Raw genomic sequence first — 25,544 nt, forward strand, 5'->3', positions numbered from 1 at the left:
GGGCCGCTGTGCGAAGATCCGACGGTGCAACCGATCAGCGTGGAAGACCCCTCCTGGACAGGGCCGTACCGGCTCCTCGGCCGCCTGGGCGAAGGGGGGATGGGCCGTGTCTACCTCGCGCGCAGCGAGGGCGGCCGGACCGTCGCCGTGAAGCTGATCCTCCGTGAGCTGGCGCAGGACGCCGAGTTCCGGCGGCGGTTCGCCCAGGAGGTCGCCGCGGCGCGGCGGGTCGGCGGCCGGTGGACGGCGCCGGTGCTGGACGCCGACACCGCGGCTCCCGTGCCCTGGGTGGCGACCGGTTACATCCCCGGCCCCTCCCTGTCGGAGGTCGTCGGCGACGGCCACGGGCCACTGCCCGAGACGTCGGTGCGCGCGCTGGCGAGCGGGCTGTCGCAGGCGCTGGAGGCCATCCACTCCGTGGGGCTGGTGCACCGCGACCTGAAGCCGTCCAACGTGCTGGTCACCGTGGACGGTCCGCGGGTGATCGACTTCGGCATCGCCCGGGCCCTGGACGCGCACAGCGCCGCCGGTGACATCCGGACCCGCACCGGCGCCGTGGTCGGTTCGCCGGGCTTCATGTCGCCGGAGCAGGTCCGCGGCGAGAGCATCACCCCCGCTTCGGACGTGTTCTGCCTGGGCGCGGTCCTGGCGTACGCGGCGACGGGACGTACGCCGTTCGGCGGCGCCGACAGCGGCGTGCACAGCCTGTTGTACCGGATCGTGCAGGAGGAGCCGGACCTCACGGGCGTGCCGCAGAGACTCGCCGGGCTGGTCCGCGCGTGCCTGGTCAAGGACCCCGCGGGCCGGCCCTCGGTCGCCGAGCTGATCGAGGCCACCCGGGACGCGGAACCGGCCGGGGCGTGGCTGCCGGGCGCGCTGCTCGCGCAGCTGGGGCAGCGGGCGGCCCGGCTGCTGGACGCCGAGCTGCCGTCGTCCGCGCACGCCCCGGTGCCGCATCAGCCGCACCCGGGGCCGCCGTACGCGCGGACGGCCTTCCAGACGCCCCCGCCGGCGTTCCCCGCCCCGTCGCCGGTGTTCCCGACCCCGCCGCCGCCCCAGCCCTATCCGTACGGGATGGCGCACTCCGTACCGCCCGGCCCTCCGGACGCCTCCGGCCGGCCCGGCAACGGCGGGCGGGTGGCCCTGATCGTGCTGGGCGTCGTGATCGGGCTGCCGGTGGTGGGCGTCTTCCTGCTCTTCCTGATCGGTCTGCTCACCGAGAAGGAGAAGACACCCGCCCTCCACGAGATCGAGGGCGCCGTGCCGGATGCCTACCTCGGCGCCTGGGAGGGCGTGATGAAGGCGGGCGCGTCAGGTGAGTTCCAGGGGCGCTTCGACATCGTCCAGGGGGAGAAGAACCAGGTGGTCGCCACGGTCACCTACACCCTCCCGTACGCCCTCTGCGAGGACCGCGCCCCGCTGCTGTCGGCCGACGACACGAAGGTCGTCCTGGGCGGGGGTACCCGGGCCAGGAGCGTGCCCGCGGGGACGCGGAACTGCGCGCCGCCGTCGGCGCGGCAGACCCTCAAGGCGCAGCCGGACGGTTCGCTGCTGTGGGAGTCGATGGGCGCCTCCACGACGCTGAGACCGGCCGAGACCAGCAAGGCGGCCGTCCACCCGAAGTTCCTGGGCACCTGGGACCTGCCGGCCGAACCCGCCGCCCAGAGTCTCCGGCTGACGATCAAGCAGGGCTCGACCGGCGAGGACGTGGTCACCGCGACCGGCGCGGGCTCGTTCAAGGAGTGCAGGTGGAAGGGGTCGCTCGCCGGCGCCCACGGCGACCGCCTCGTCCTGGGCCCGCTCACGGCGGGCGGGAACGCGTGCCCGGTGCGGAGCTCGATGGTGATCACCCCCGCCGGTGAGGGCACGCTCTACGTGGACCGCGCGGACCGCCCGAAGGGCACCGGCCGGGAAGAACTCACCCGCCACACCCCCTGACGCCTGCGCCCGGTGGGCGGAGGCGTCAGCGGGTACCGGGCTCCGCGGCCGGTACGCGGGTGGGGGCGCGGGGCAGGAGCCGTGGCGCCCCCGCCGGTTCGCGGCGGCGGCGGGCCCGGGTCACTGGTCCCGGGCGTCGTCCTCGTCGGCCTGGACCCCTTCGAGCGGTTCGCCGCCGCCCGTACCCTCGCCGGGGCGGTAACCCTCGGCGGCGCTCGCCGTGCCGGGGACGGTGCGGTGGGCCGCCTGGCGCTCGGCGCCCGAGTGGGCTCCGGGCTCTTCCTCGGCGCGTTCGCGGGCGCGCTCCGGTGGAGTGTGCGGCGTATGCGAGGTATGCGGCGTCTTGTCGTTCATGGGCCTGCGGGTACCCGTGGGGCGGTGCCTCATACGCGGGGAGCGCGCCGGGAAAAGGCCGGCGGGCGGGCCGGAGAGGGTCCCTCCGGCCCGCCCGCCCGTGGCGCGGGGGTCAGCCCAGCGAGGTCATCACGTGCTTGACGCGCGTGTAGTCCTCGAAGCCGTACGCCGAGAGGTCCTTGCCGTAGCCGGACTTCTTGAAGCCGCCGTGGGGCATCTCCGCGACCAGGGGGATGTGGGTGTTGATCCAGACGCAGCCGAAGTCCAGCGCCTTGGACATGCGCATCGCGCGGGCGTGGTCCTTGGTCCAGACGGAGGAGGCCAGGGCGTACTCGACGCCGTTGGCGTACTCCAGGGCCTGCTCCTCGTCGCGGAACGACTGGACGGTGATGACGGGGCCGAAGACCTCGTTCTGGATGATCTCGTCGTCCTGCTTGAGGCCGGACACGACGGTCGGGGCGTAGAAGTAGCCCTTGTCGCCGACCCGGTGGCCGCCCGCCTCGACCTTGGCGTGGGCGGGGAGGCGGTCGACGAAGCCGCTGACCTGCGCCAGCTGGTTGGCGTTGTTCAGCGGGCCGTACAGCACGTCCTCGTCGTCCGGCCGGCCGGTCTTCGTCTCGGACGCGGCCTTGGCGAGGGCGGCCACGAACTCGTCGTGGATGGACTCGTGCACCAGGACACGGGTCGCGGCCGTACAGTCCTGGCCGGCGTTGAAGAAGCCCGCCACCGAGATGTCCTCGACGGCCTTGGCGATGTCGGTGTCCTCGAAGACGACGACCGGCGCCTTGCCGCCCAGCTCCAGGTGGACGCGCTTGACGTCCTTGGCGGCGGACTCGGCGACCTGCATGCCGGCGCGTACCGAACCGGTGATGGAGGCCATCGCGGGGGTCGGGTGCTCGACCATGGCGCGGCCGGTCTCGCGGTCGCCGCAGATGACGTTGAAGACGCCCTTGGGGACGATCGAGCCGATGATCTCGGCGATCAGCACGGTGGAGGCCGGGGTGGTGTCCGACGGCTTGAGCACGACCGTGTTGCCCGCGGCGAGCGCGGGGGCGAACTTCCACACGGCCATCATCATGGGGTAGTTCCACGGCGCGACCTGGGCACAGACGCCCACCGGCTCACGGCGGACGATGGAGGTCAGACCCTCCATGTACTCGCCGGCGGACTTGCCCTCCAGCATCCGGGCGGCACCCGCGAAGAACCGGATCTGGTCCACCATCGGCGGGACCTCTTCGGTGCGGGTCAGCTCGAGCGGCTTGCCGGTGTTCTCCGACTCGGCGGCGATGAGGTCCTCGGCGCGCTCCTCGAAGGCGTCGGCGATCTTCAGCAGCACCCTCTGGCGCTCGGCCGGCGTGGTGTCGCGCCACGCGGGGAAGGCGGCCGCGGCGGCCTCCATGGCGACGTCGACGTCGGCCTGGCCGGAGAGCGGAGAAGTGGCGTACACCTCGCCGGTGGCCGGGTTGACCACGTCGATGGTCCGTCCGTCGGCGGCGTCCCGGAACTCCCCGTTGATGTAGTTGCGCAGACGACGCAGCTCGGTGGTCACTTGCCACCCCTCCTGTCGGTCTCGTGGTGCTCGGTGACTCAGGTGTCCACGTGGTGGACAGGCCCACCCTAGTCGCTGAGGCGACGATTCCGACAGGGCCGACGTCCCACAACTTCGGATTCAGTGGGATTAGATCTCCGGAACGACGGATTTCCTCGATCCGGGGTTGCGCGACTGACGAGACTCGGTGCACAGTGAAGACGTGGCCAGTCGAAGCGCAGACCCCAGGGCCGGGAACGGATCGTCACCGACGATCGATGCCGTATCCCTGGCGATCATCGAACAGCTCCAGGAGGACGGCCGCCGTCCGTACGCCGCCATCGGCAAGGCCGTGGGCCTGTCGGAGGCGGCCGTGCGGCAGCGCGTCCAGAAGCTCCTCGATCAGGGCGTCATGCAGATCGTCGCCGTCACCGACCCCCTCACCGTCGGCTTCCGCCGTCAGGCGATGGTCGGCATCAACGTCGAGGGTGACGTGGAGCAGGTGGCGGACGCGGTGACGGCCATGGCCGAGTGCGAGTACGTGGTGATGACCGCGGGCTCCTTCGACCTGATGGTGGAGATCGTCTGCGAGGACGACGACCACCTCCTGGATGTGATCAACAAGCGCATCCGCACTCTCCCCGGCGTGCGCTCCACCGAGAGCTTCGTCTACCTCAAGCTCAAGAAGCAGACCTATATGTGGGGAACCCGATAGCCGTGAGCAAGGACCTCTCCAAGACCGCCTACGACCACCTGTGGATGCACTTCACCCGCATGTCGTCGTACGAGAACAGCCCCGTCCCGACCATCGTCCGCGGCGAGGGCACCTACATCTACGACGACAAGGGCAAGCGCTACCTCGACGGCCTCGCCGGCCTGTTCGTGGTCCAGGCCGGCCACGGCCGCACGGAGCTCGCCGAGACCGCCTACAAGCAGGCCCAGGAGCTCGCCTTCTTCCCGGTGTGGTCCTACGCCCACCCGAAGGCCGTCGAGCTGGCCGAGCGCATCGCGCACCACGCCCCCGGCGACCTGAACAAGGTGTTCTTCACCACCGGCGGCGGCGAGGCGGTCGAGACCGCCTGGAAGCTGGCGAAGCAGTACTTCAAGCTGGTGGGCAAGCCCACCAAGCACAAGGTCATCTCCCGCGCGGTCGCCTACCACGGCACCCCGCAGGGCGCGCTGTCCATCACCGGCCTGCCGGGCCTGAAGGCCCCCTTCGAGCCGCTGGTCCCCGGCGCGCACAAGGTGGTCAACACCAACATCTACCGCGCGCCGATCTTCGGCGACGACCCGGAGGCCTACGGCCGCTGGTGCGCCGACCAGATCGAGCAGCAGATCCTCATGGAGGGCCCCGACACCGTCGCCGCGGTGTTCCTGGAGCCGGTGCAGAACGCCGGCGGCTGCTTCCCGCCGCCGCCCGGCTACTTCCAGCGCGTGCGCGAGATCTGCGACCAGTACGACGTGCTGCTCGTCTCCGACGAGGTCATCTGCGCCTTCGGCCGCCTCGGCACGATGTTCGCGTGCGACAAGTTCGACTACGTGCCGGACATGATCACCTGCGCCAAGGGCATGACCTCGGGCTACTCCCCGATCGGCGCCTGCATCATCTCCGACCGCCTGGCGGAGCCGTTCTACAAGGGTGACAACACCTTCCTGCACGGTTACACCTTCGGCGGCCACCCGGTCTCCGCCGCGGTGGGCCTCGCCAACCTCGACATCTTCGAGCGCGAGAACCTCAACCAGCACGTCCTGGACAACGAGGGCGCCTTCCGGGCCACGCTGGAGAAGCTGCACGACCTGCCGATCGTCGGCGACGTCCGCGGCAACGGCTACTTCTACGGCATCGAGCTCGTCAAGGACAAGGTCACCAAGGAGTCGTTCGACGACGAGGAGACCGAGCGCGTCCTGTACGGCTACCTCAGCAAGGCGCTGTTCGACAACGGCCTGTACTGCCGTGCCGACGACCGCGGCGACCCGGTCGTCCAGCTGGCGCCGCCGCTGATCTCCGACCAGTCCACGTTCGACGAGATCGAGCAGATCCTCCGGGCCACCCTCACCGAGGCCTGGACGAAGCTGTGACCCTCGGCGTGATCGTCCGATCGTAGGCTGAACGCGGCCCGGGTCCTGCCCCATCCGAGTGAGATGGGCGGACCCGGGCCGTGTGCTGTCCGGACAGCCGCCTCGCCAATACCTACGGTTCCTGTGACCGATCCGCCCTACCATCGTTCCGCCGTACGGGGGAACAACGTACGGGGAAACGACACATCAGAACCGATACCGAGGTGTACGCCATGGTGGCCCCGCCGGACAACGACGTGCTCTGGGCACGCGCCCTGCACCACTCCCACAACGGCTCCCCCGCGCTCCAAGGCGTCTCCCTCGGCGTGCGCGAGGGCGAGATCCTCGCGGTCAGCGGACCGCGCGGCAGCGGCAAGACGACACTCCTGCGCTGCCTGTCCGGCCGGCTCGTCCCCCGCGAGGGCGAGGTCTGGTTCAACAGCGCCCCCGTGCACACCATGACCCCGCTCCAGCGCGAGCGGCTGCGCCGCGACCGGTTCGGCTGGATCGGCCCCAAGCCCGGCCTCGTCCCCGAGCTGACCGCCTGGGAGAACACCGCCCTGCCGCTGATGCTGCGCGGCACCTCCCGCCGCGCCGCCAAGGCCGCGGCCCTCGACTGGCTGGAGCGCCTCGACGCCGGCGACTGCGCGCGCCTGCGCCCGCGCGCCCTCCCCCAGGCTCAGCGCCAGCGCGTCGCCATCGCCCGCGCCCTGGTGACCATGCCGTCGCTGCTCTTCGCCGACGAGCCGACGGCGCCCCTCCACCGGGCCGACGGCGCCCAGGTGCTGCGCACCCTGACCGCCGCCGCCCGCTCGCACCGGATCACCGTCCTGCTCGCCACGCACGACCCCGAGGTCGCGGCGCTCGCCGACCGCACGGCGCACCTGCTCGACGGCCGACGGATCAACTCCGTCCACCTCAACGGAGCGGAGGGCCGCGACGCGTGCTCGCTCTCCGTCTAGCCCGCGGCGCCCACCCCCTGGTGCTGCTGCGCCGGCTGCTCGTCGCCGCCGCGTCGGCCGGGGTCGGCTTCCTGCTGCTGTGCACCCTCGGGTACGCGGTCGGGCACCCCGGCGAGTCGCAGGCGGCCCTGACCCGCCTGGCCTGGTGCGCCCTGCCGCTCGCCGCCACCGTGCACTTCGCGGTCGCCGTCGCCCGGACCGACCCGGCCACCCGGCCGCGCCCCGGGCTGTCGGCGATCGGCCTGGGCCCCACCCGGCTCGCCGCGGTCGCCGCCGCGTCCACCGCCGTGTCCTGCTCGCTCGGCTCGGCGGTCGCCCTGCTCGTCTTCCTCCACCTGCGCGGTGACCTCACCGGCCTGCCGTTCGACGGGGCCTCCGCCGAGCTGCTGGGCGCGGGCCGGCCGCTGCCGGTGGCGGGCGCGCTGACGCTGCTGGCGGTCGTGCCGGTCGTCGCGTCCACGTCCGCCGCCCTGACGCTGCGGCCCCGCCGCAGGGCCGTCCTGGACGACGACCCCGACACCGCCGAGCCCGCGGCCGCGGCCCCGCCGAGCGGACTGCCCTGGGGCGTGGCGCTGGTCGCGCTGGGCGTGGCGGTCGAGATGTACGCCTCCCGGGGCCGGGGCGGTGGCGCCGCGGCGCTGCCGCTGCCGGGCGGCCTGGGCGGCGGACCGGTGGGCGTGCTGGCCGGCTGGACGCTCACCGCGGTGGGCCTCGCCGTCGCGGGACCGGGGCTCACGCACCTGACCGGGCGGCTGCTCCAGGCGTTCCGCCCCGGGGTCACCCGCCTGCTCGCGGGCCGCGCGCTGATGGACGAGGCGCGGCGCATCGGCCGCCCGCTGGGCGTGGCGTGCGCGGTGGCCTCGGCGACCATCGGCGCGACGACCCTGTACGGGCCGGGCGGCGCCCAGCCGTTCGGGCCGCTGACGGGGCTGGGCGCGGCGCTGGTCATGACGTGCACCACGGCGACGCTGCTGACGGCGGCGCTGGAGTCCCGGCAGACCCGCGTCTCCACGAAGGACGCCCTGCTGCGGCTGGGCGCCTCGGCCTCCATGCTCCGGCTGGCCGTGACCGTGCGGGCCCTGGCGCTGCTGGCCGTGTTCGCGCCCCTGACGTGGGCGGTCGCCGAACTGGCGGCGCTGCCGCTGCGACGGTAGGACGCGACGGCCACGATCCGGCCGCGCCCCGGAGAACCGTTCCTTCCGGGCGCGCGCAAGGGTCGGGCCGGTCCGCCGGCGGGTTTGGGCCCGGTCGCCGCACCGGGGCCGTGGCGGTCCGCCGGGGGGTGGCTATCGTGGCGGCATGGCGCACACACCCCGGCACGGCCACGACCGCGAGATAGAGACGCTCCAGGAGTTCGACGAGGTGGCCGCGCGCGGCAGCCTCGTCGGGTACCGGCTCCAGGCCGTCGACCTGGCGGAGCGTACGGGCGCACTGCTCGCCCTGCCCGTGACGGGTGCCGTCTTCCTCGGCTGCCGCATGGCGCCGGAGGCCGCGGCGAAGGCGCGGGCCGAGGGGGCGCTCGTCTTCCCGCCCCTGCCCGACCTGCCGTTCGACCCGTACCGGGGGCTGCTGTACTCCCCCGACGAGCTGTTCGCCGGCCTCGCCGAGCAGGGGTACGCCGGGACGCCGGACGCGCTCGCGTACGCCTGGTTCCAGCGGACGAAGGCGGACGGCGACATCTTCGGCTCCATGCTGCGGGCCGTGCACGACGACGCCGTCTCCGACGCGCTGGACGAGCACCTCGCCGGGGCGCGTGTGGTCGGGGTGATGGGCGGCCACGCCATGGCGCGCGGCACGGACGCGTACACCGGTGCCGCCCGACTGGGCCGCGGCCTCGCCCGCGCCGGGCTGACCGTCGCGACGGGCGGCGGGCCCGGCGCCATGGAGGCGGCCAACCTGGGCGCGTACGCCGCGCCGTACGACGACGCCATGCTGGAGGAGGCGCTGCTGCTGCTCGGCAAGGAGCCGTCGTTCGTGCCGTCCGTGGGCGCCTGGGCGCGAGCGGCCTTCGACGTCCGGTCCCGCTGGCCCGGGGGCGGCGACTCGGTGGGCATCCCGACCTGGTTCTACGGCCACGAGCCGCCGAACACGTTCGCGTCCCACATCGCGAAGTACTTCGCCAACGCCACCCGTGAGGACGGTCTGCTGGCCCGCTGCAACGCGGGCGTCGTCTTCCTCCCCGGCGCGGCCGGCACCGTGCAGGAGGTCTTCGACAACGCGACCCCCAACTACTACGAGTCGCGCGGCGAGCCGACCCCCATGGTCCTGGTCGACCGGCACCACTGGACCGAGCACCTGCCGGCCTGGCCGCTGCTCCGGTCGCTCGCGGCCGGCCGCTCCATGGAGAGCCGCATCGCCCTGGTCGACGACGTGGCCGAGGTTCCCGAGGCGCTGCGCCGGCTCGCCGGGCGCTGACGCCTGTCGCGCGGCGCTCGCGCCGCCCCCCTCCATGAAGCCGGATGGCCCACCAGGCGGGCGCGGCCCGCGGGGCCGCCCGATGCTGGGCCCTGAGCCGCCCGGCGCGTGCCGGGCGCCAACGAGCCCAGGAGGTACGCCGGTATGCGCGCAGCGCCCACCCACCGCGGACGACGGTTCCGCACCCGACGCGGACTCGCCACCGCCCTGATCGCGGCCGGGGCGTGTGCCGCCGGCCTGCTCGCCGGACCCGCGCAGGCCGAGGGGCAGCGCCCCGACGTCCGCGGCGACCGGGAGCTGCGGAACGCCCTGGAGGAGCTGGTACGGCTGCCGGGCGGTCCTCCCGGCGCGATCGCCGTGCTCCAGCGGGACCGGGACGTGCGGGTGTACCGGGCCGGGGTGGCCGACGTGGAGTCCGGACGGCCGCCGCGGCCCGGCGACCACATGCGCCTGGCCAGCGTCTCCAAGGCGTACAGCGGCGCCGTGGCGCTCCAGCTCGTGGACCGCGGTCAACTGCGGCTCGGCGACACGATCGGCAAGCGGCTGCCGTGGCTGCCCGCCGCCTGGCACAAGGTGACCCTCCGCCATCTGCTCCAGCACACCAGCGGGCTGCCGGACTACACCGAGGACCCGGTTTTCCAGGAACGGTTCGCGTCCGACCCCCGCCGTGAGTTCGACCCGCACACCCTGCTGGACTTCGTCGCCGGCCAGCCGCTGCTGTTCCCGCCGGGGTCCCGCTACCGCTACGACAACTCCGACAACGTCGCCGTCGCCCTGATGGCGGAGGCGGCGACGGGACTCCCGTACGAGGAGCTGCTCCGCCGGCTGGTGTACCGCCCGCTCGGCCTGCGCAACACCAGCCTGCCCCGAGGCCACCTGCTCCCCCAGCCCTACCTGCACGGCTACGCGGTCGTACCGGGACAGCGGCCGGAGGACGTCAGCACCGCCTTCGGCGTGTCGGCCCTGTGGGCCTCGGGCGGGATGGTCGCCACCCCGAACGACCTCAACGCCTTCATGCGCGCCTACGCGGGCGGCCGGCTCCTGTCGAAGGAGACCCGGAAGCAGCAGACCAAGTGGATCCCGGGCTCCTCGGTGAACCCCGGTCCTGGCCGCAACGAGGCCGGCCTCGCGCTGTTCCGGTACACCACCCGCTGCGGCGCCGTCCTCGGCCACACGGGCACCATGGCGGGCTACAGCCAGCTCGCCGCCGCCACACCCGACGGCAAGCGCTCGATGACCTTCACCCTCGACACCCAGGTCTCCCAGCAGGCGACGCCGGAGCTTCTGGCCAGGATGCGCGCGGTCCAGGAGGACTTCGTCTGCGCGCTGCTCCGCCGCTGACGTCACCGGTCACCGGTCACCGGTCACCGGCCGCCGACTCGGCCACGGCCTTCCGGACGGCGCGGCGGACGTGTGACGCGCTTCAGCCCGCCCGCCCACCCGCCGGGGCACCGGGTGCGCGGGCGGCCGTGCCCCTTGCCCGTGTGCCGCCCCGCGACTCCTCCTCCCCCGCCGTTTCGGCGATGCCCGAGGCAACGCCCCGGCCCGTTCTCCCGTCTGGCAGACGTACGACGTACACAGCTGACCGACGAACGGAGCCGGACGTGCTCATAGGACTGTTGACGGCCGTCGCGGCCTCGATCTGCTACGGCACGGGCTCGGTCCTGCAAGCGGTCGGTTCCCGGAAGTCCGCCCGCCGTGAGGCCGCGGCGGGCCTGACGACCCAGCACGGCGGACCGTCCCTGTCCTCGACCGCCAAGGCGGCGATGACGTGGGAGTTCGTCGTCGGTACGGTTCTCGACTTCGTCGGGTTCGGGCTGGGCGCGCTGGCCGCGCGCATGCTGCCGCTCTTCCTGTCGCAGACGGTGATCAGCGCGAACCTGGTGATCACCGCCGTGCTGAGCGTGCGGATGCTCGGCATCCGGCTGACGCGGGCGGAGTGGACGTCGATCGGCGTCGTCTGTTCGGCGCTGGTGCTGCTGGCCACGGCGGCGGGGCCGGAGGGCAGTGGGCACACGCCGGTCGCGACGCACTGGTGGCTGCTGGCGGTGTCGCTGGTGCTGATGGTGGGCGGGACGGTGCTGGTGCGGTTGCTGGGCGGCCGGGCGGCGATCCTGGCCGGTCTGCTGTCCGGGCTCGGTTTCGGGGCGCTGGGGGTCGGCGTACGCGTACTGAACGGCGTCGAGCCGTTCGGCCTGGGCGCGCTGCTGGCGGATCCGGCCCTGTACGCGATCCTCGTCGCGGGCGTGGGCGGGATGTACCTGCACACCGTCGCGCTCCAGATCGGCTCGGTCAACGGGGCGACGGCCGCGCTGGTGGTCGGCGAGACGGTGCTGCCGGGCATGATCGGCGTGCTGTGGCTGGGGGACGCGTCCCGGCCCGGGTTCGGGTGGCTCGCGGTCACCGGTTTCCTGCTGGCGGTGGCGGGCGCCGTCGCGGTGGCGTGGTTCGGGGCGCCGGAGGCCGGGCCGTCGCCCGCCGTGGCGGAGGAGCCCCGGGAACTCGCCGCCACCGGCTGAGGGACCGCGCGGGTGCCGCGTCTGACGGCTCCACCCCGTCAGCCGAGGACGACGACCTCGTCCGCCGCGAAGGTCGCCCCGACCACGGCCCCCTCCTCGGGCGCCTCCCGCAGCGCGCACGCCGCCTCCAGGGCGGGGCCCGACTCCGGGCGGAGCCGTACCGCCACGCTCTGGCCCCGGAACGTCCGCGCCTCGACCGTGCACCACAGCCCGCCGGCGGGGTCGCCGAGCCGGACGCCCGCGGGCCGCACCAGCACCCGGGCCGCCCCCTGCGCGGACCCGGCCGGCACCGGGATCCTGCCCCACACGGTGTCGGCCGCCCGGCCGGTCACCGTGCCCGGCACCACGTTGTCGAACCCGAGGAATCGGGCGACGAACTCGGAGGCCGGGCGCTGCCAGACCTCCAGCGGCGTACCGCTCTGGGCGACGCGCCCGTCGCGCATCACGACGACCCGGTCGGCGAGCGCGAACGCCTCGCCCTGGTCGTGCGTGACGGCGAGCACCGTGGTGCCGAGCCGCCCGAACAGCTGCCGCAGCTCGACCACGAGCCGCTCGCGCAGGCCCCGGTCGAGCTGGCCGAGCGGTTCGTCGAGCATCAGCAGCCGGGGCCGGGGCGCCAGCGCCCGCGCGAGCGCGACGCGCTGCTGCTCGCCGCCGGACAGCGCGGCGACCGCCCGCCGGCCGGCGCCGGGCAGGCCGACGAGGTCCAGCAGCTCCGCCACCCGGGCGGCCCGCTCCACGCGCGCCACGCCCCGCATGCGCAGCCCGAACGCGACGTTGCCGGCGACGTCCCGCTGCGGGAACAGCTGGTGGTCCTGGAACATCAGGCCGACGCCCCGCCGGTGCACGGGCACGCCGCTCTGGTCGGCGCCGTCCAGCAGCACCCGGCCGGCGGTCACCGGCTGGAGCCCGGCCACCACCCGCAGCAGGGTCGACTTGCCGCTGCCGCTCGGCCCGAGCACGCACACGACCTCGTGGTCGGCGACATCCAGCGACACCGCGTCGACGGCGGCGCGCGCCCCGAAGCGTACGGTCACGTCCCGCAGGGCGAGCATGGTCACCACTCCCCGGCGCGGTCGGCACGGATACGTTCGAGCAGCAGCAGGGCCACCGCGCACACCACCATCAGGATCGTCGAGAGGGCCATGGCCTGGCCGTAGTTGAGGTCGCCGGGCCGCCCGAGGAGGCGGGCCACGGCGACCGGCAGGGTCGGGTTGTCGGGGCGGGCGATGAACACGGTCGCCCCGAACTCGCCCAGCGACACGGCGAACGCGAAGCCCGCCGCCACCGCCAGCGCCCGCCCCACCAGCGGCAGGTCCACCTCGCGCCACACCCGCCACGGCGAGGCGCCGAGCACCGCCGCCGCCTCGCGCAGCCGTACGTCCACGGCGCGCAGGACGGGCAGCATCGTCCGTACGACGAAGGGCACACCGACCAGGGCCTGGGCGAGCGGCACCAGGATCCACGAGGAGCGCAGATCCAGCGGCGGTTCGTCCAGCGCGATCAGGAACCCGAAGCCCACGGTCACGGCGGACACGCCGAGCGGCAGCATCAGCAGCGCGTCGAAGCCGCGGACGAACCGCCCCGCGCGCCGGGCCAGCGCGGCGGCGGCGAGCCCGCCGACCAGCAGGGCGATCCCGGTCGCGACGGCCGCGTACTCCAGCGAGTTGCCGACCGCCTCCAGGGGCGGGACCAGGAACGTCCCGCCGCTCGCCGACACGTCCTGGAGCGCCCGGTAGTAGCCGAGGCCCCCGTCGAAGGACCGCCGGACGAGCACCGTGAGCGGCAGCAGGAGCAGCAGCACCGCACTGAGCAGCACCCCGCCGAGCAGCGCCCACTGCCCGGCACCGCGCGGCCGCCGGGCGGTCGAGCCGGCGTCCACCAGCCTCAGCGCGGTCTCCCGCTTCCGTACCGTCCGGGCGTGCAGGACGAGGATCGCGCCGACGGCGGCGAACTGCACGAGCGTGAGCACGGCCGCCGTCGGCAGGTCCAGCAACTGCGCGGTCTGCCGGTACACCTCCGCCTCCAGGGTCCGGTACGCGGGCCCGCCGAGGATCTGCACGATCCCGAAGGAGGTGTACGTGAAGAGGAACACCATCAGGGAGGCGGCGGCCACGGCGGGCCCCAGCGCGGGCAGCGTCACCCGCCGCCAGGCGCCGAACCGCGAGGCGCCCAGCACCCGCGCCGCCTCCTCCTGACGCGGGTCGAGCTGGGACCACAGGCCGCCGACCGTCCGGACGACGACGGCGTAGTTGAAGAAGACGTGCGCGAGGAGGATCGCCCACACGGTGGTGTCGAGCCGTACGCCCCACAGCTCGTCGAGCAGCCCGCCCCGGCCGAGGAGGGCGAGGAACGCGGTGCCGACGACGACGGTCGGCAGGACGAACGGCACGGTGACGACCGCCCGCAGCAGCGCCTTGCCGGGGAAGTCGAAGCGGGCGAAGACGTACGCGCCGGGCAGGGCGATCAGCAGGGTGAGCGCGGTGGAGGCGAGCGCCTGCCAGGTGGTGAACCAGAGGACGTCCAGGACGTCCGGCCGGCCCAGCACGTCGCCGAGCCGCCCGAGCCGCCAGGCGCCGTCGTCCGCCGTCAGGCCGCGCCCGACGATCGCGACGACGGGGTAGGCGAAGAAGACGCCGAAGAACGCCACGGGCAGGACCATGAGCCCCGCCCGCAGCGCCCCGCGCCTGAGGGCGGCTACTTCAGGACGAGCGAGGACCACGACCGGATCCACCCGTCACGCTTCTCGGCGATCTTCCCGGGGGCGACGGTGTGGGGCTTGGCGACCACCGCACCGTGCTTGGTGAACAGCTCGGGAAGCGCGGCGTCCTTCGCCACCGGGTTCACGAACATCTGGAGCGGCATGTCCTCCTGGAACTTCCTGCCGATGAGGAAGTCGATGAGGGCCTTGCCGCCGTCGGGGTTCTTCGCGCCGGTGAGCAGGCCGGCGAACTCGGTCTGCCGGAAGCACGTCCCGGTGGACACGCCGGTCGGCGCCTCGGCGGGCTGCGGCTCGGAGTACAGCACCTCGACGGGCGGGCTGGAGGCGTACGACACGACGAGCGGACGGTCGCCCTTGGCCTTCCGGCCGCCGGCTGAGCCGGAGAACTCCTGGTTGTAGGCGAGCTCCCAGCTGTCGACGACCTTGACGCCGTTGGCCTTCAGCTTCTTCCAGTAGTCCTGCCAGCCCTCGTCCCCGTACTGGGCGGCCGTGCCCAGCAGGAAGCCCAGGCCGGGTGAGGACCGCTCGGGGTTCTCGACGACGAGGAGGTCCTTGTACGCGGGCTTGGCGAGGTCGTCGAAGGTCTGCGGCGGCGCGAGCTTCCGGTCCGCGAAGTACTTCTTGTCGAAGTTGACGCAGATCTCGCCGGTGTCGACGGGCGTCACCCGGTGCCCGTCCCTGTCCAGCTGGACGGCCTCGGGGACCCGGTCCAGGCCCTTGGCCTCGTACGGCTCGAAGAGCCCGTTGTCGAGCGCCCGCGACAGGAGGGTGTTGTCGACGCCGAAGAAGACGTCGCCCTGCGGGGCGCCCTTGGTGAGGATCGCCTTGTTGACGGCCTCGCCGGCGTCGCCGCTCTTGAGGACCTTGACGGTGTAGCCGGTCTGCCGGGTGAACTCCTTCAGGACCGCCGGGGAGGCGTTGAAGGAGTCGTGGCTGACGAGCGTCACGGTCTTCGACTTCGTCCCGCCGCCGGCGTCCTTGCCCAAGTCGCCGCCGCAGCCGGTGAGCGTCGTGACGCCCAGCGCGGCGGCGAGGGTGCCGGCCGCGATCTTCGTGGTGGTGCTCACTGAGATTCCTCCTGGGTATGACCAGGAAGAGACGCGGCCCCGCCCGCCGGAACCGTCCGGCGGGCAGGGCGCAACAGCTCGAGTAACGACCGAACTTCCTACCCAGAATGACCTGGGCGAGGTTCAGAGGGTCTGCGACCTGACGGCGTCGCACTCTCAGCGCTGTGGCGCTCCCCTGTCGGAATATGCAGGTGTGTTCGAGCTCAGACTACAAGGTCAGCGTTCAGCAGCCGCGAGCTGTCCACAGGCACCGTCGATCTCCTGCCCGCGGGTGTCACGGACGGTGACCGGTACGCCATGGGCGGCGATCGCCTCGACGAACGCCTTCTCGTCCTCGGGGCGCGACGCGGTCCACTTCGACCCGGGCGTGGGGTTGAGGGGGATCAGGTTGACGTGGACGCGCCTGCCCTTGAGGAGGCGGCCGAGGAGGTCGCCGCGCCACGCCTGGTCGTTGATGTCCCGGATGAGGGCGTACTCGATGGAGACGCGGCGGCCGGACTTCTCCGCGTACTCCCAGGCGGCGTCCAGCACCTCCCGGACCTTCCAGCGGGTGTTCACCGGGACGAGGGTGTCGCGCAGCTCGTCGTCGGGGGCGTGCAGCGAGACGGCCAGGCGGCACTTGAAGCCCTCGTCGGCGAACCGCAGCATCGCGGGGACGAGGCCGACCGTCGAGACGGTGATGCCGCGCTGCGAGAGCCCGAGCCCGTCCGGCTCGGGGTCGGTGAGCCGGCGGATCGCGCCGACCACGCGGTTGTAGTTGGCGAGCGGCTCGCCCATGCCCATGAAGACGATGTTGGACAGGCGGGCGGGTCCTCCCGGCACCTCGCCGTCCCGCAGCGCCCGCATCCCGTCGACGATCTGGTGCACGATCTCGGCGGTGGACAGGTTCCGGTCGAGCCCCGCCTGGCCGGTGGCGCAGAACGGGCAGTTCATCCCGCAGCCCGCCTGGGAGGAGATGCACATCGTGACGCGGTCGGGGTACCGCATCAGGACGGACTCGACGAGGGTGCCGTCGTGCAGTCGCCACAGCGTCTTGCGGGTGGTGTCGTCGTCGCACGAGATGTGCCGGACGACCGACATGAGGTCGGGCAGCAGTTCCGCGGCGAGCTTCTCGCGGGAGGCGGCGGGGATGTCGGTCCACTGGGCCGGCTCGTGCGCGTAGCGCGCGAAGTAGTGCTGGGACAGCTGCTTGGCGCGGAACGGCTTCTCGCCGATCGCGGCGACGGCCTCCTTGCGCTCGGCGGGCGTCAGGTCGGCGAGGTGCCGCGGTGGCTTCTTGGCTCCGCGCGGGGCGACGAAGGTGAGCTCTCCCGGTGCGGGGCGTGGCATGACCTGGTACTCCTCAGTGAAGACGAGGCCGCGGTACGTGAGCCGGGAGACCTCACCGGATGATCCCCGCGCGGGGGCCGCGGGGCCGAAAGGGCCCGCCGCGCCGCGACGAGCCCTTCCAGGGTAACCGGATCGCGGTTCAGCCTGTTCCGACGAAGACCACCAGAAGCAGCCACACCACCGGAGCGGTCGGCAGGAGCGAGTCCAGCCGGTCCATGATGCCCCCGTGGCCCGGCAGCAGCGTGCCCATGTCCTTGATGCCGAGGTCCCGCTTGATCATCGACTCGCCGAGGTCGCCCAGTGTGGCGCTGGCCGCGACGGCGAGGCCCAGGAGCAGGCCCTGCCACCAGGCGCCGTCGTCGATGGCGAACTCCATGCACAGCGCGCCGGCGGCCATCGCGAACGCCACCGCGCCCAGCAGGCCCTCACGGGTCTTGCCGGGGCTGATGCGCGGCGCGAGCTTGTGCTTGCCGAACCGCCAGCCGACGGCGTAAGCGCCGGTGTCGCTGACCACCGTCAGGAGCAGGAACGTCAGCACGCGCCAGGCACCGTCGTCGGCGGTGAGCATCAGCGCCACGAACGTCGCCAGGAACGGCACGTAGAACGCGGCGAACACGCCGGCCGTGACGTCCTTCAGGTAACCCTCCGGCGGTTCGGTCATCCGCCACACGAGCACCGCGAGCGCGGTGAGCGCCATGGCGACCCAGGCGCCCTCGGGGCCGCGCACGTACCCGGCCACGACCATGGCCGCACCGCCGACGGCGAGGGGCACGAGCGGGGCCTTGATGGACTTGCGCTCCTGAAGACGGGAGGTCAGCTCCCACAGCCCGACCACGACGGCGACGGCTATCACCCCGACGAACACGGCCTTGACGACGAAGAGCGACGCGACGATCACCGCTCCGAGACCGACGCCCACCCCTATGGCGGCCCTCAGGTCCCGGCCGGCCCGCTTCTTCTGCTTCCTCTGCGGACCGGGCTGCTCCGCGGGCTGCGGCGCTCCCGACGGCGAGCTGGGCATGGGCTCCTGCGGATCCTCCGGCCGCGGCTGCGGCGCGTACGGCGGCTGCCGGTCGTACGGCGCCTGCGCCGGCTGCGGCATCTCGTGACGGAACGGGGGACCGCTCAGCGGAGCGGTCCCCCGGTCGCGGTCGTCCTGGTCTCCGCCGGTGTCTCCACCGGCGGGAACGTCGGGCACGATGGGCATGGGCCGAGTCTGCTGTGCCTCATGCCCGTCGTAGGCGGGACCCGCCGGGGCTGCCGGAGCGAACCCCGGGTGGTACCCCTGGTCGGGCGGACCCCATGGACCGCCTCTCGGCGGGGCCCCCCAGGAAGAGTCGTTCATCAGACCTCGAGCAGCTCGGCTTCCTTGTGCTTGAGCAGCTCGTCCACCTGCGCGACGTACTTCGCGGTGGTGTCGTCGAGCTCCTTCTCCGCACGGCGGCCCTCGTCCTCGCCGACCTCGCCGTCCTTGACGAACTTGTCGATCGTCTCCTTGGACTTGCGGCGGACCGAGCGGATCGAGATCTTGGCGTCCTCGGCCTTGCCCTTGGCGACCTTGATGTACTCGCGGCGGCGCTCCTCGGTGAGCTCGGGGAACACCACCCGGATGATGTTGCCGTCGTTGCTCGGGTTGACGCCGAGGTCCGAGTCGCGGATGGCCTGCTCGATGTTGCGCAGCGCGCTCTTGTCGAACGGGGTCACCACGGCCATGCGGGGCTCCGGCACGGAGAACGACGCCAGCTGGTTGATCGGCGTGGTGGCCCCGTAGTAGTCGGCCACGATCTTGTTGAACATGGCCGGGTGCGCGCGCCCGGTACGGATCGCGGCGAAGTCCTCCTTGGCGACCAGGACGGCCTTCTCCATCTTCTCCTCTGCCTCGAGGAGGGTCTCTTCGATCACCACTTGCTCCTGCGTGTCTATGAGTAGGCCCGGCGTACAAAGGGCTGCGGAACCTGCGTCGCGTCTGTCCCCTGCACGGTGTCCGACCGGCAGGGCTTTGTCCATCCCCTCGCGGGGGCACCCCGGGGGAAGCCCCCGGGACCCTGATCAGGTCCTGGTGCCCTCGTCGCTCACGAGAGTGCCGATCTTCTCACCCTTCACCGCACGCGCGATATTGCCCGCCGCGAGCAGCTCGAAGACGAGGATCGGGAGGTTGTTGTCACGGCAGAGGGTGATGGCGGTGGCGTCGGCGACCTTGAGGTCGCGGGAGAGCACCTCGCCGTACTCCAGCGCGTCGAACTTCACCGCGTCCGGGTTGGTCTTGGGGTCGGAGTCGTAGACGCCGTCCACCCCGTTCTTGCCCATGAGGAGGGCTTCGGCGTCGATCTCCAGGGCGCGCTGGGCCGCGGTGGTGTCGGTGGAGAAGTAAGGCATGCCCATGCCCGCGCCGAAGATCACGACACGGCCCTTCTCCAGGTGCCGCACGGCCCGCAGCGGGATGTACGGCTCGGCGACCTGCCCCATGGTGATGGCGGTCTGGACCCGGGAGTCGATGCCCTCCTTCTCCAGGAAGTCCTGGAGGGCGAGGCAGTTCATGACCGTTCCGAGCATGCCCATGTAGTCGGAGCGGGCCCGGTCCATGCCGCGTACCTGAAGCTCCGCCCCGCGGAAGAAGTTGCCTCCGCCGATCACGACCGCGATCTCCGCGCCGTCGCGGACGACCGCGGCGATCTCGCGTGCGATGGCGTGTACGACGTCGGGATCGACGCCGAGGCCACCACCGCCGGCGAACGCCTCGCCGGACAGCTTCAGCATGAAGCGGCCGGCCTTTTTACCGGTGTTGTCGTCGCCCTGTGCGGCGCCCTGGTTCATGGAGATCTCCTCGTGCACATACGAAGAAGGCCATTGCCGGTGGGTCTGTTGTCCCTACGGCAATGGCCTCCTCGTCAGATCTGTGGCCGCCGGCGCTGACGCGACCGACCGTCCACTGGGAAAACCCTAGCGGGATCCCGTGTCGAGCGCGTACCGGCTCAGATGCCGACCTTGATGCGGCTGAAGCGCTTCAGGGTGACACCGGCCTCGTCCAGAACCTTCTGGACGGACTTCTTGTTGTCGAGCGCGTACGGCTGACCCAGGAGGGTGGCGTCCTTGAAGAAGCCGTTGAGGCGACCCTCGACGATCTTCGGGAGCGCGGCCTCGGGCTTGCCCTCGGCGCGGGTGGTCTCCTCGGCGACGCGACGCTCGGCCTCGACGACCTCGGCCGGGACGTCGTCCTTGGAGAGGTACTTCGGGGCGAAGGCGGCGATGTGCTGCGCGACACCCTTGGCGACCTCGGCGTTCTCCTTGTCGAGCTCGACAAGGACACCGATCTGCGGGGGCAGGTCGGGCATGGTGCGGTGCATGTAGGCCGCGACGTAACCGCCGGAGAACTGCGCGAAGCGGTCCAGGACGATCTTCTCGCCGAGGTTGGCGTTGGCCTCGTCGACGTACGCCTGGACGGTCTTGCCGGCCTCGATCTCGGACGCGAGCAGCGCCTCGATGTCGGCGGGGGACGTCTTGGCGACGTGCTCGGCGAGGGCCTTGGCGACGCTCTGGAACTTCTCACCCTTGGCGACGAAGTCCGTCTCGCACTTCAGCTCGACGATGACACCGGAGGTGTTGTCGTCGGCGATCACGGAGACGACGGCGCCGTTCTCGGCGGAGCGGCCCTCGCGCTTGGCGACGCCCTTCTGGCCCTTGATGCGCAGCGCCTCGACGGCCTTGTCGACGTTGCCCTCGGACTCGTCGAGCGCCTTCTTGCAGTCCATCATGCCGGCGCCGGTGAGCTCGCGGAGCTTCTTGACGTCAGCGGCGGTGTAGTTCGCCATGATCTGTGAGTCTCTTTCGAAGTCTGGAAGATCTACGAAGATCTACGGGTGGACGGCGGGGGCGACGTGCGCCCCCGCCGTCGATCCGAACCTGAGGGTCAGGCCTGCTCGGCGTCCGCGGCCGGAGCGGCCTCGGCGGCCGGAGCCTCGTCGGCCGGAGCGGCCTCGGCGGCCGGGGCCTCGTCGGCCGGAGCCTCCGCGGCGGCCTCGGCCGGCTTCTCGGCGGCCTCGTCGGAGTCAGCCTTCTTCTCGCCCTCGAGCAGGTCGCGCTCCCACTCGGCCAGCGGCTCGCCGGCGGCCTTCTCGCCCGGCTTCTGGTCGCCGGTCGCGACGCCGGAGCGGGCGATGAGGCCCTCGGCGACGGCGTCGGCGATCACGCGGGTGAGCAGGGTGACGGAGCGGATCGCGTCGTCGTTGCCCGGGATCTTGTAGTCGACCTCGTCGGGGTCGCAGTTGGTGTCGAGGATCGCGACGACCGGGATGTGGAGCTTGCGCGCCTCACCGACGGCGATGTGCTCCTTCTTGGTGTCGACGATCCAGACGGCGCTCGGCACCTTCTGCATCTCGCGGATGCCGCCGAGGGTCTTCTCCAGCTTGGCCTTCTCGCGCGAGAGGACCAGGAGCTCCTTCTTGGTCAGACCCGAGGCCGCGACGTCCTCGAAGTCGATCGCCTCAAGCTCCTTCAGACGCTGAAGGCGCTTGTAGACGGTCGAGAAGTTGGTGAGCATGCCGCCCAGCCAGCGCTGGTTGACGTAGGGCATGCCGACGCGGGTCGCCTGCTCGGCGATCGCCTCCTGCGCCTGCTTCTTGGTGCCGACGAACATGATGGAGCCGCCGTGCGCGACGGTCTCCTTAACGAACTCGTAGGCGCGGTCGATGTACGACAGCGACTGGAGCAGGTCGATGATGTAGATGCCGTTGCGCTCGGTGAAGATGAAGCGCTTCATCTTCGGGTTCCAGCGACGGGTCTGGTGACCGAAGTGGACGCCGCTCTCCAGCAGCTCCCGCATCGTGACGACGGCCATGGCCGTATCTCCTTGGTTCTCGGTTGTGTCCTGACGCCCCGACGCGCCGTGCCACGAGTGGACCGAAGGGCGCTGCCACGACTTGTGAGGGTGGTGGCGGGGCGTGCGAAGTCGACCCGGTGGCCCGGGTCGCCAGAAGAAGTGTACGGGACCTCGGCGGCGCCGGGTGACGGCGCTGTCCACAACCGGCCCGTGATCCACAGACCTGGTCCATGATCAGCGCGGTCCCGTCCCTCTGCGCCACAGTCGGGGCATGTACTCCACCGCGTTCGCCCTGGTCCTGTCCGTGCTGGCCGCCACGGCCGCCGCCGTCCCGCCCGCCGCCCGGCCGTCGGGAGGCCCGCAGCGGCCGGTGGTGGGCGCGACCGCCGTGTGGCCGGTGGGCCCGCCGCGGCCGGTGGTCGTGCGGGGCTGGGAGCCGCCCGCCTCGGCGTACGGTCCGGGCCACCGCGGTGTGGACCTGGCCACCCCACCGGGCACCGAGGTACGCGCGGCGGCGGGCGGCAGGGTCTCGTTCGCGGGCCCGGTGGCGGGCCGGGGCGTCCTGTCCGTCACGCTTCCGGACACGGGCACGCCTCCGCTGCGCACCACCTACGAGCCGGTCCGGCCCCTGGTGCGACCGGGTGCCGAGGTCGCGGCGGGACAGCTCGTCGCCGTCGTGACCGCCGGGGCGCGCCCGCACTGCGCGGCCGGGTGCCTGCACTGGGGCCTGCGCCGGGGCGACGTCTACCTCAACCCCTTGTCGCTGCTGCCCCCGCCGCTGCTCCGCCGCCCGCCTTCGCGCCTGCTGCCCGTGGCGGGCTCCTGAGGACCGGCGGCGCGGGCACCCGCGCTTCCGGGCCGGCCGGTGCGGCTCACCCGCCGCGTACGCCGCCGAGGACCATCGAGACGGCCGTCTCGGCGATGGACGACGGGTCCTCCGCCGCGCCCAGCTCGATACGGCGCACCGCCGCGTCGACCACGCCCTGGAGCAGCATGGCGGCCAGCCGCGGCTGCTCCTGGCCCAGGTCCGCCAGCGCCTCGACGATCATGGCGACCAGCCCGCCGTGCGCCGCGCGGATCTTCTCCCTCGCCCCGTCGTCCAGCTCGCCGGCCGAGATCGCGACGACGGCCCGGTGGCGCCGGTCGCCCACGAGGTCGAGCTGGGCGCGGACGTACGCCTCGACCTTCCCCTCGGGGGTGGCCGCCCGCTCCATGGCCGCCTCGACCTCCGCCGCCCACACGGGGAAGTCGACCGCGCACAGCTCCTCGACGACGGCGGCGCGGGAGCGGAAGTACTCGTACACGGAGGACCGGGCCAGGCCGGTGCGCTCGGCGAGGGCGGGGAAGGTCAGCGCCTCCGTCCCGCCTTCGGACAGCAGAGAACGCGCGGCGTCCAGCAGGGCGCCGCGTTGCATGGTCCGGTGCTCGGCCACCGAGGCCGCTCGAATCCTGGGCACGGCTCCACCTTACGACCGCCCCCCGGGCGTCAGCGCCCTACATCGGCCAGCTTGGCTCTGAGCTGGAGGACCGACTTGGTGTGGATCTGGCTGACGCGGCTCTCCGTGACCCCCAGCACATTGCCGATCTCGGCCAGCGTCAGGCCCTCGTAGTAGTACAGCGTGACGACGGTCTTCTCCCGCTCGGGCAGGGTGTTGATGGCGCGGGCCAGGAGTCTTCGCAGCTCACGACCCTCGGCCACCTCGACGGGATCGTCGGCTGCGGTGTCCTCCAGGGTGTCCATGAGGCTCAGCCGGTCGCCGCCCTCGCCGCCGACGTGCAGCAGCTCCTCCAGCGCGACCACGTTCGCCAGCGACAACTGGCTGAAAACCGCGTGCAGTTCCTCCAGGGCGACGCCCATCTCCGCGGCGACCTCGCCCTCCGAGGGAGTGCGCCGCAGCTGCGCCTCCAGGGTGGCGTACGCGCGCTCCACGGCCCGCGCCTTCTGCCGCACCGAACGGGGGATCCAGTCCAGGGCCCGCAGCTCGTCGATCATCGCGCCGCGGATCCGGGTGATGGCGTACGTCTCGAACTTGATCGACCGCCCGATGTCGAACTTCTCGATCGCGTCGATGAGCCCGAAGACCCCGGACGACACGAAGTCGGCCTGCTCCACGTTGGACGGCAGGCCGACGCTCACCCGGCCCGCGACGTACTTCACCAGCGGCGAGTAGTGCAGGATCAGCTGTTCCCGCAGCCGCTCGTCGCCCGTGTCCTTGTACGACTGCCACAGCTCGTCGAGCGACGAGGGTGCGGACGGGCGCACGGTGCCCCGGGCAGCGGGGGGCACCGCAGCGCGGTCGGACCCGGAGGTGTGCTGGGGCATGCGTCGCCTTGAGCCGTTCTGCTGGGTGTGAGGGGGGACGGGGGAAGGGGAAGCGGTGTGCGGGGGCGTAATTCTGGTGAGCGTAGCGTGACTGGGCGGTCGCAGTGAGCGAAGGCCCCTGGATGGTGACTCCACGAGTGCGCACCCTCGGCCGCATCTTCGAATGGGGGCCACGGGGCCGACTACGGGCACGTCGGCCCTCCGGGTGTCACCGGGAGAGCTGCGGAGGTCATCGGCATCACCTTTTCACCCGAATGCTCCGGGTCAAGGACCGCCTCGCCGGGCATTCGGGCGACGTACGGCCTGGGGCGTCAACTGCCAGCCGTCGCCGTGCCGTTCGACGAACCCCAGGGCGTGGAGTTCGTACAGCCTGCCGAGCGCCTCGTCGACGGTGGTGCCCGCGTCCCGCGCGATGTCGTTCGCGGTGGCGGCCGTCCCGCGCGCTGGCAGGGCTTCGAGCACCCGTGCGCCGGCCGGGTCGAGGAGGTCCCTGGGCAGGACCGGGCCGCGCCGGGGCGGGGCGAGGTCCCCGATGTCGCCGACCAGCTCCGAGACTTCCGCCGCGTCGGTGACCAGCTCCGCCTCGCCGCGCAGGAGCTCGTGCACACCCGCGGAGAGGCCGCTGGTGGCGGGGCCGGGGACGCCCATGGTGAACCGGCCCAGGCGCTGTGCGGCACGGGCGGTCACCAGGGACCCGCTGCGGTACTCGGCCTCGACGACGACCGTGCCGCGGGTCAGTGCGGCGATCACGCGGTTGCGGAGGATGAACCGGCTCGGGGTGGGGTGCGAGCCTGGCGGCAACTCGCCAATCACCAGGCCCTGTTCGGCGATGCGCCGAATCAGCTCGGCGTGGCCGCGCGGATAGGCCCGGTCGACCCCGCAGGCCAGGACGGCGACGGTGGCCCCGCCTGCCGCGAGCGCGCCCCGGTGCGCGGCGCCGTCGACACCGAAGGCCGCTCCGGAGACGACGACCCAGCCGCGCTCGGCGAGCCCCGAGGCCAGGGTCGCCGCCATGTGTGCCCCGTAGGACGTGCAAGCCCGTGCTCCGACGACCGCGACGGAGCGCAGCGCCCAGCGGCGCAGGTCCGGTCGCCCGCGCACCCAGAGCCCCACGGGCCGGGCGTCCCCGAGATCGTCCAGCTGGCTCGGCCACTCCGGGTCGCCCGGCACCACGAATCGGCCGCCGCACGCCTCCACCGCCGCCAGGTCACCGTCCGGGTCGGCGCGCACCGCACGTGTCCGGTAGCCGTGGATCCGCTGTTCACTCGCGCCGGTGAGCGCGTCGTCGTAGGACACGGACGTCAGCCGCCGCAGCAGCCCCACCGCCCCCAGCTCCCGCAGCCACCGCCCCCCGTGTTCATCACCCGGTTCGACGACCCGGGTCAACGCCGCCCGGGCCCGTCGCTCTTCCTCGCTCACCCCGCCGGACATGCCGCTCCCCCTTTTCGTCCCGTCCCTCTGTCCTCCGCGCGGCTCGTCGCACACGCCGGTCGCCCCCGTGGTGCCGCACCCG

General features: G+C 72.6%; 23 protein-coding genes. 9 read left to right on the forward strand and 14 right to left on the reverse strand.

Annotated features, from left to right (window positions below):
• Nucleotides 1–24: 24 nt before the first annotated feature.
• Nucleotides 25–1,938 carry a serine/threonine-protein kinase gene (locus IE109_RS16540; protein ID WP_189551664.1) on the forward strand — a complete coding sequence of 638 codons (1,914 nt, stop codon included), beginning with the start codon at nt 25–27 and terminating at the stop codon, nt 1,936–1,938.
• A 120-nt stretch (nt 1,939–2,058) separates the two neighbouring features.
• Here IE109_RS16540 and IE109_RS16545 read toward each other — a convergent pair whose 3' ends face one another.
• Together IE109_RS16545 and IE109_RS16550 are read right to left on the reverse strand one after the other, a co-directional pair.
• Nucleotides 2,059–2,292 (reverse strand): hypothetical protein, encoded by a 234-nt coding sequence (locus tag IE109_RS16545; protein ID WP_189551665.1) that lies wholly within the window; start codon nt 2,290–2,292, stop codon nt 2,059–2,061.
• Nucleotides 2,293–2,404: 112 nt separating this feature from the next.
• Complete coding sequence (locus tag IE109_RS16550) at nt 2,405–3,841, reverse strand: gamma-aminobutyraldehyde dehydrogenase (RefSeq protein WP_189551666.1); 1,437 nt, start codon at nt 3,839–3,841, stop codon at nt 2,405–2,407.
• Nucleotides 3,842–4,028: 187 nt separating this feature from the next.
• On the opposite strand from IE109_RS16550, the gene IE109_RS16555 reads away from it, so the two are divergent.
• From IE109_RS16555 to IE109_RS16585, 7 genes are all read left to right on the forward strand, one after another.
• On the forward strand, nt 4,029–4,535 hold the full coding sequence (locus tag IE109_RS16555; RefSeq protein ID WP_189551667.1) for an Lrp/AsnC family transcriptional regulator: 507 nt from the start codon (nt 4,029–4,031) through the stop codon (nt 4,533–4,535).
• On the forward strand, nt 4,520–5,899 hold the full coding sequence (locus IE109_RS16560; protein ID WP_189551668.1) for an aspartate aminotransferase family protein: 1,380 nt from the start codon (nt 4,520–4,522) through the stop codon (nt 5,897–5,899). Before IE109_RS16555 ends, IE109_RS16560 begins: the two co-directional genes overlap by 16 nt.
• Before the next feature lie 212 nt (nt 5,900–6,111).
• Nucleotides 6,112–6,840, forward strand: coding sequence for an ABC transporter ATP-binding protein (locus IE109_RS16565; RefSeq protein WP_189551669.1), 729 nt, complete (start codon nt 6,112–6,114; stop codon nt 6,838–6,840).
• Nucleotides 6,822–7,994, forward strand: coding sequence for a hypothetical protein (locus tag IE109_RS16570; protein WP_189551670.1), 1,173 nt, complete (start codon nt 6,822–6,824; stop codon nt 7,992–7,994). The genes IE109_RS16565 and IE109_RS16570 overlap by 19 nt, the downstream gene beginning before the upstream one ends.
• A 145-nt stretch (nt 7,995–8,139) precedes the next feature.
• Nucleotides 8,140–9,255, forward strand: coding sequence for an LOG family protein (locus IE109_RS16575; RefSeq protein WP_189551671.1), 1,116 nt, complete (start codon nt 8,140–8,142; stop codon nt 9,253–9,255).
• Nucleotides 9,256–9,399: 144 nt separating this feature from the next.
• A complete protein-coding gene (locus IE109_RS16580; RefSeq protein ID WP_189551672.1) occupies nt 9,400–10,596 on the forward strand; it encodes a serine hydrolase domain-containing protein in 1,197 nt (398 codons plus the stop codon).
• 263 nt (nt 10,597–10,859) lie between these two features.
• Nucleotides 10,860–11,774 carry a DMT family protein gene (locus tag IE109_RS16585; RefSeq protein ID WP_189551673.1) on the forward strand — a complete coding sequence of 305 codons (915 nt, stop codon included), beginning with the start codon at nt 10,860–10,862 and terminating at the stop codon, nt 11,772–11,774.
• Nucleotides 11,775–11,812: 38 nt separating this feature from the next.
• On the opposite strand, the gene IE109_RS16590 is transcribed toward IE109_RS16585, so the two are convergent.
• From IE109_RS16590 to rpsB, 9 genes are all read right to left on the reverse strand, one after another.
• A complete protein-coding gene (locus IE109_RS16590; RefSeq protein ID WP_189551891.1) occupies nt 11,813–12,829 on the reverse strand; it encodes an ABC transporter ATP-binding protein in 1,017 nt (338 codons plus the stop codon).
• Nucleotides 12,830–12,831: 2 nt separating this feature from the next.
• Nucleotides 12,832–14,436 carry an ABC transporter permease gene (locus tag IE109_RS16595; protein ID WP_189551890.1) on the reverse strand — a complete coding sequence of 535 codons (1,605 nt, stop codon included), beginning with the start codon at nt 14,434–14,436 and terminating at the stop codon, nt 12,832–12,834.
• A 35-nt stretch (nt 14,437–14,471) separates the two neighbouring features.
• The gene (locus IE109_RS16600) at nt 14,472–15,563 is read right to left on the reverse strand and encodes a thiamine ABC transporter substrate-binding protein (RefSeq protein WP_189551674.1); all 1,092 of its coding nucleotides are present in this window, start codon (nt 15,561–15,563) and stop codon (nt 14,472–14,474) included.
• Nucleotides 15,564–15,779: 216 nt separating this feature from the next.
• Complete coding sequence (gene rlmN, locus IE109_RS16605) at nt 15,780–16,892, reverse strand: dual-specificity RNA methyltransferase RlmN (RefSeq protein WP_189551675.1); 1,113 nt, start codon at nt 16,890–16,892, stop codon at nt 15,780–15,782.
• A 139-nt stretch (nt 16,893–17,031) separates the two neighbouring features.
• Nucleotides 17,032–18,237, reverse strand: coding sequence for a phosphatidate cytidylyltransferase (locus IE109_RS16610; RefSeq protein WP_189551676.1), 1,206 nt, complete (start codon nt 18,235–18,237; stop codon nt 17,032–17,034).
• Nucleotides 18,237–18,794, reverse strand: a complete 558-nt coding sequence (frr, locus tag IE109_RS16615) for a ribosome recycling factor (RefSeq protein ID WP_064070288.1) — start codon at nt 18,792–18,794, stop codon at nt 18,237–18,239. The genes IE109_RS16610 and frr overlap by 1 nt, the downstream gene beginning before the upstream one ends.
• Before the next feature lie 147 nt (nt 18,795–18,941).
• Nucleotides 18,942–19,706: a UMP kinase gene (gene pyrH / locus IE109_RS16620; RefSeq protein ID WP_189551677.1), complete on the reverse strand. Its 765-nt coding sequence runs from the start codon at nt 19,704–19,706 to the stop codon at nt 18,942–18,944.
• A gap of 158 nt (nt 19,707–19,864) precedes the next feature.
• A complete protein-coding gene (tsf, locus tag IE109_RS16625; protein WP_189551678.1) occupies nt 19,865–20,701 on the reverse strand; it encodes a translation elongation factor Ts in 837 nt (278 codons plus the stop codon).
• A 98-nt stretch (nt 20,702–20,799) separates the two neighbouring features.
• Entirely contained in the window at nt 20,800–21,726 is a 927-nt protein-coding gene (gene rpsB, locus IE109_RS16630) for a 30S ribosomal protein S2 (protein WP_189551679.1), read from the reverse strand.
• A gap of 253 nt (nt 21,727–21,979) precedes the next feature.
• On the opposite strand from rpsB, the gene IE109_RS16635 reads away from it, so the two are divergent.
• The gene (locus IE109_RS16635) at nt 21,980–22,534 is read left to right on the forward strand and encodes a M23 family metallopeptidase (protein ID WP_189551680.1); all 555 of its coding nucleotides are present in this window, start codon (nt 21,980–21,982) and stop codon (nt 22,532–22,534) included.
• A gap of 46 nt (nt 22,535–22,580) precedes the next feature.
• On the opposite strand, the gene IE109_RS16640 is transcribed toward IE109_RS16635, so the two are convergent.
• From IE109_RS16640 to dprA, 3 genes are all read right to left on the reverse strand, one after another.
• Nucleotides 22,581–23,141 (reverse strand): TetR/AcrR family transcriptional regulator, encoded by a 561-nt coding sequence (locus IE109_RS16640; protein WP_189551892.1) that lies wholly within the window; start codon nt 23,139–23,141, stop codon nt 22,581–22,583.
• Between the two features lie 53 nt (nt 23,142–23,194).
• Complete coding sequence (gene whiG / locus IE109_RS16645; RefSeq protein WP_189551681.1) at nt 23,195–24,031, reverse strand: RNA polymerase sigma factor WhiG; 837 nt, start codon at nt 24,029–24,031, stop codon at nt 23,195–23,197.
• A 264-nt stretch (nt 24,032–24,295) separates the two neighbouring features.
• On the reverse strand, nt 24,296–25,462 hold the full coding sequence (gene dprA, locus IE109_RS16650) for a DNA-processing protein DprA (protein ID WP_189551682.1): 1,167 nt from the start codon (nt 25,460–25,462) through the stop codon (nt 24,296–24,298).
• Between the last annotated feature and the right edge of the window lie 82 nt (nt 25,463–25,544).

It is taken from the genome of Streptomyces lavendofoliae (assembly GCF_014649735.1).
In the GTDB taxonomy this organism is placed as follows: Bacteria; Actinomycetota; Actinomycetes; order Streptomycetales; family Streptomycetaceae; genus Streptomyces; species Streptomyces lavendofoliae.

What these genes read in the sequence shown, in the direction of transcription:
- IE109_RS16545 (WP_189551665.1), bottom strand. Translation starts at nt 2,292, where the DNA reads ATGAACGACAAGACGCCGCATACCTCGCATACGCCGCACACTCCACCG.
- IE109_RS16565 (WP_189551669.1), top strand. Translation starts at nt 6,112, where the DNA reads ATGGTGGCCCCGCCGGACAACGACGTGCTCTGGGCACGCGCCCTGCAC.
- IE109_RS16575 (WP_189551671.1), top strand. Translation starts at nt 8,140, where the DNA reads ATGGCGCACACACCCCGGCACGGCCACGACCGCGAGATAGAGACGCTC.
- IE109_RS16580 (WP_189551672.1), top strand. Translation starts at nt 9,400, where the DNA reads ATGCGCGCAGCGCCCACCCACCGCGGACGACGGTTCCGCACCCGACGC.
- IE109_RS16590 (WP_189551891.1), bottom strand. Translation starts at nt 12,829, where the DNA reads ATGCTCGCCCTGCGGGACGTGACCGTACGCTTCGGGGCGCGCGCCGCC.
- IE109_RS16595 (WP_189551890.1), bottom strand. Translation starts at nt 14,436, where the DNA reads ATGGTCCTGCCCGTGGCGTTCTTCGGCGTCTTCTTCGCCTACCCCGTC.
- rlmN (WP_189551675.1), bottom strand. Translation starts at nt 16,892, where the DNA reads ATGCCACGCCCCGCACCGGGAGAGCTCACCTTCGTCGCCCCGCGCGGA.
- IE109_RS16610 (WP_189551676.1), bottom strand. Translation starts at nt 18,237, where the DNA reads ATGAACGACTCTTCCTGGGGGGCCCCGCCGAGAGGCGGTCCATGGGGT.
- pyrH (WP_189551677.1), bottom strand. Translation starts at nt 19,706, where the DNA reads ATGAACCAGGGCGCCGCACAGGGCGACGACAACACCGGTAAAAAGGCC.
- tsf (WP_189551678.1), bottom strand. Translation starts at nt 20,701, where the DNA reads ATGGCGAACTACACCGCCGCTGACGTCAAGAAGCTCCGCGAGCTCACC.
- rpsB (WP_189551679.1), bottom strand. Translation starts at nt 21,726, where the DNA reads ATGGCCGTCGTCACGATGCGGGAGCTGCTGGAGAGCGGCGTCCACTTC.
- IE109_RS16635 (WP_189551680.1), top strand. Translation starts at nt 21,980, where the DNA reads ATGTACTCCACCGCGTTCGCCCTGGTCCTGTCCGTGCTGGCCGCCACG.
- whiG (WP_189551681.1), bottom strand. Translation starts at nt 24,031, where the DNA reads ATGCCCCAGCACACCTCCGGGTCCGACCGCGCTGCGGTGCCCCCCGCT.
- dprA (WP_189551682.1), bottom strand. Translation starts at nt 25,462, where the DNA reads ATGTCCGGCGGGGTGAGCGAGGAAGAGCGACGGGCCCGGGCGGCGTTG.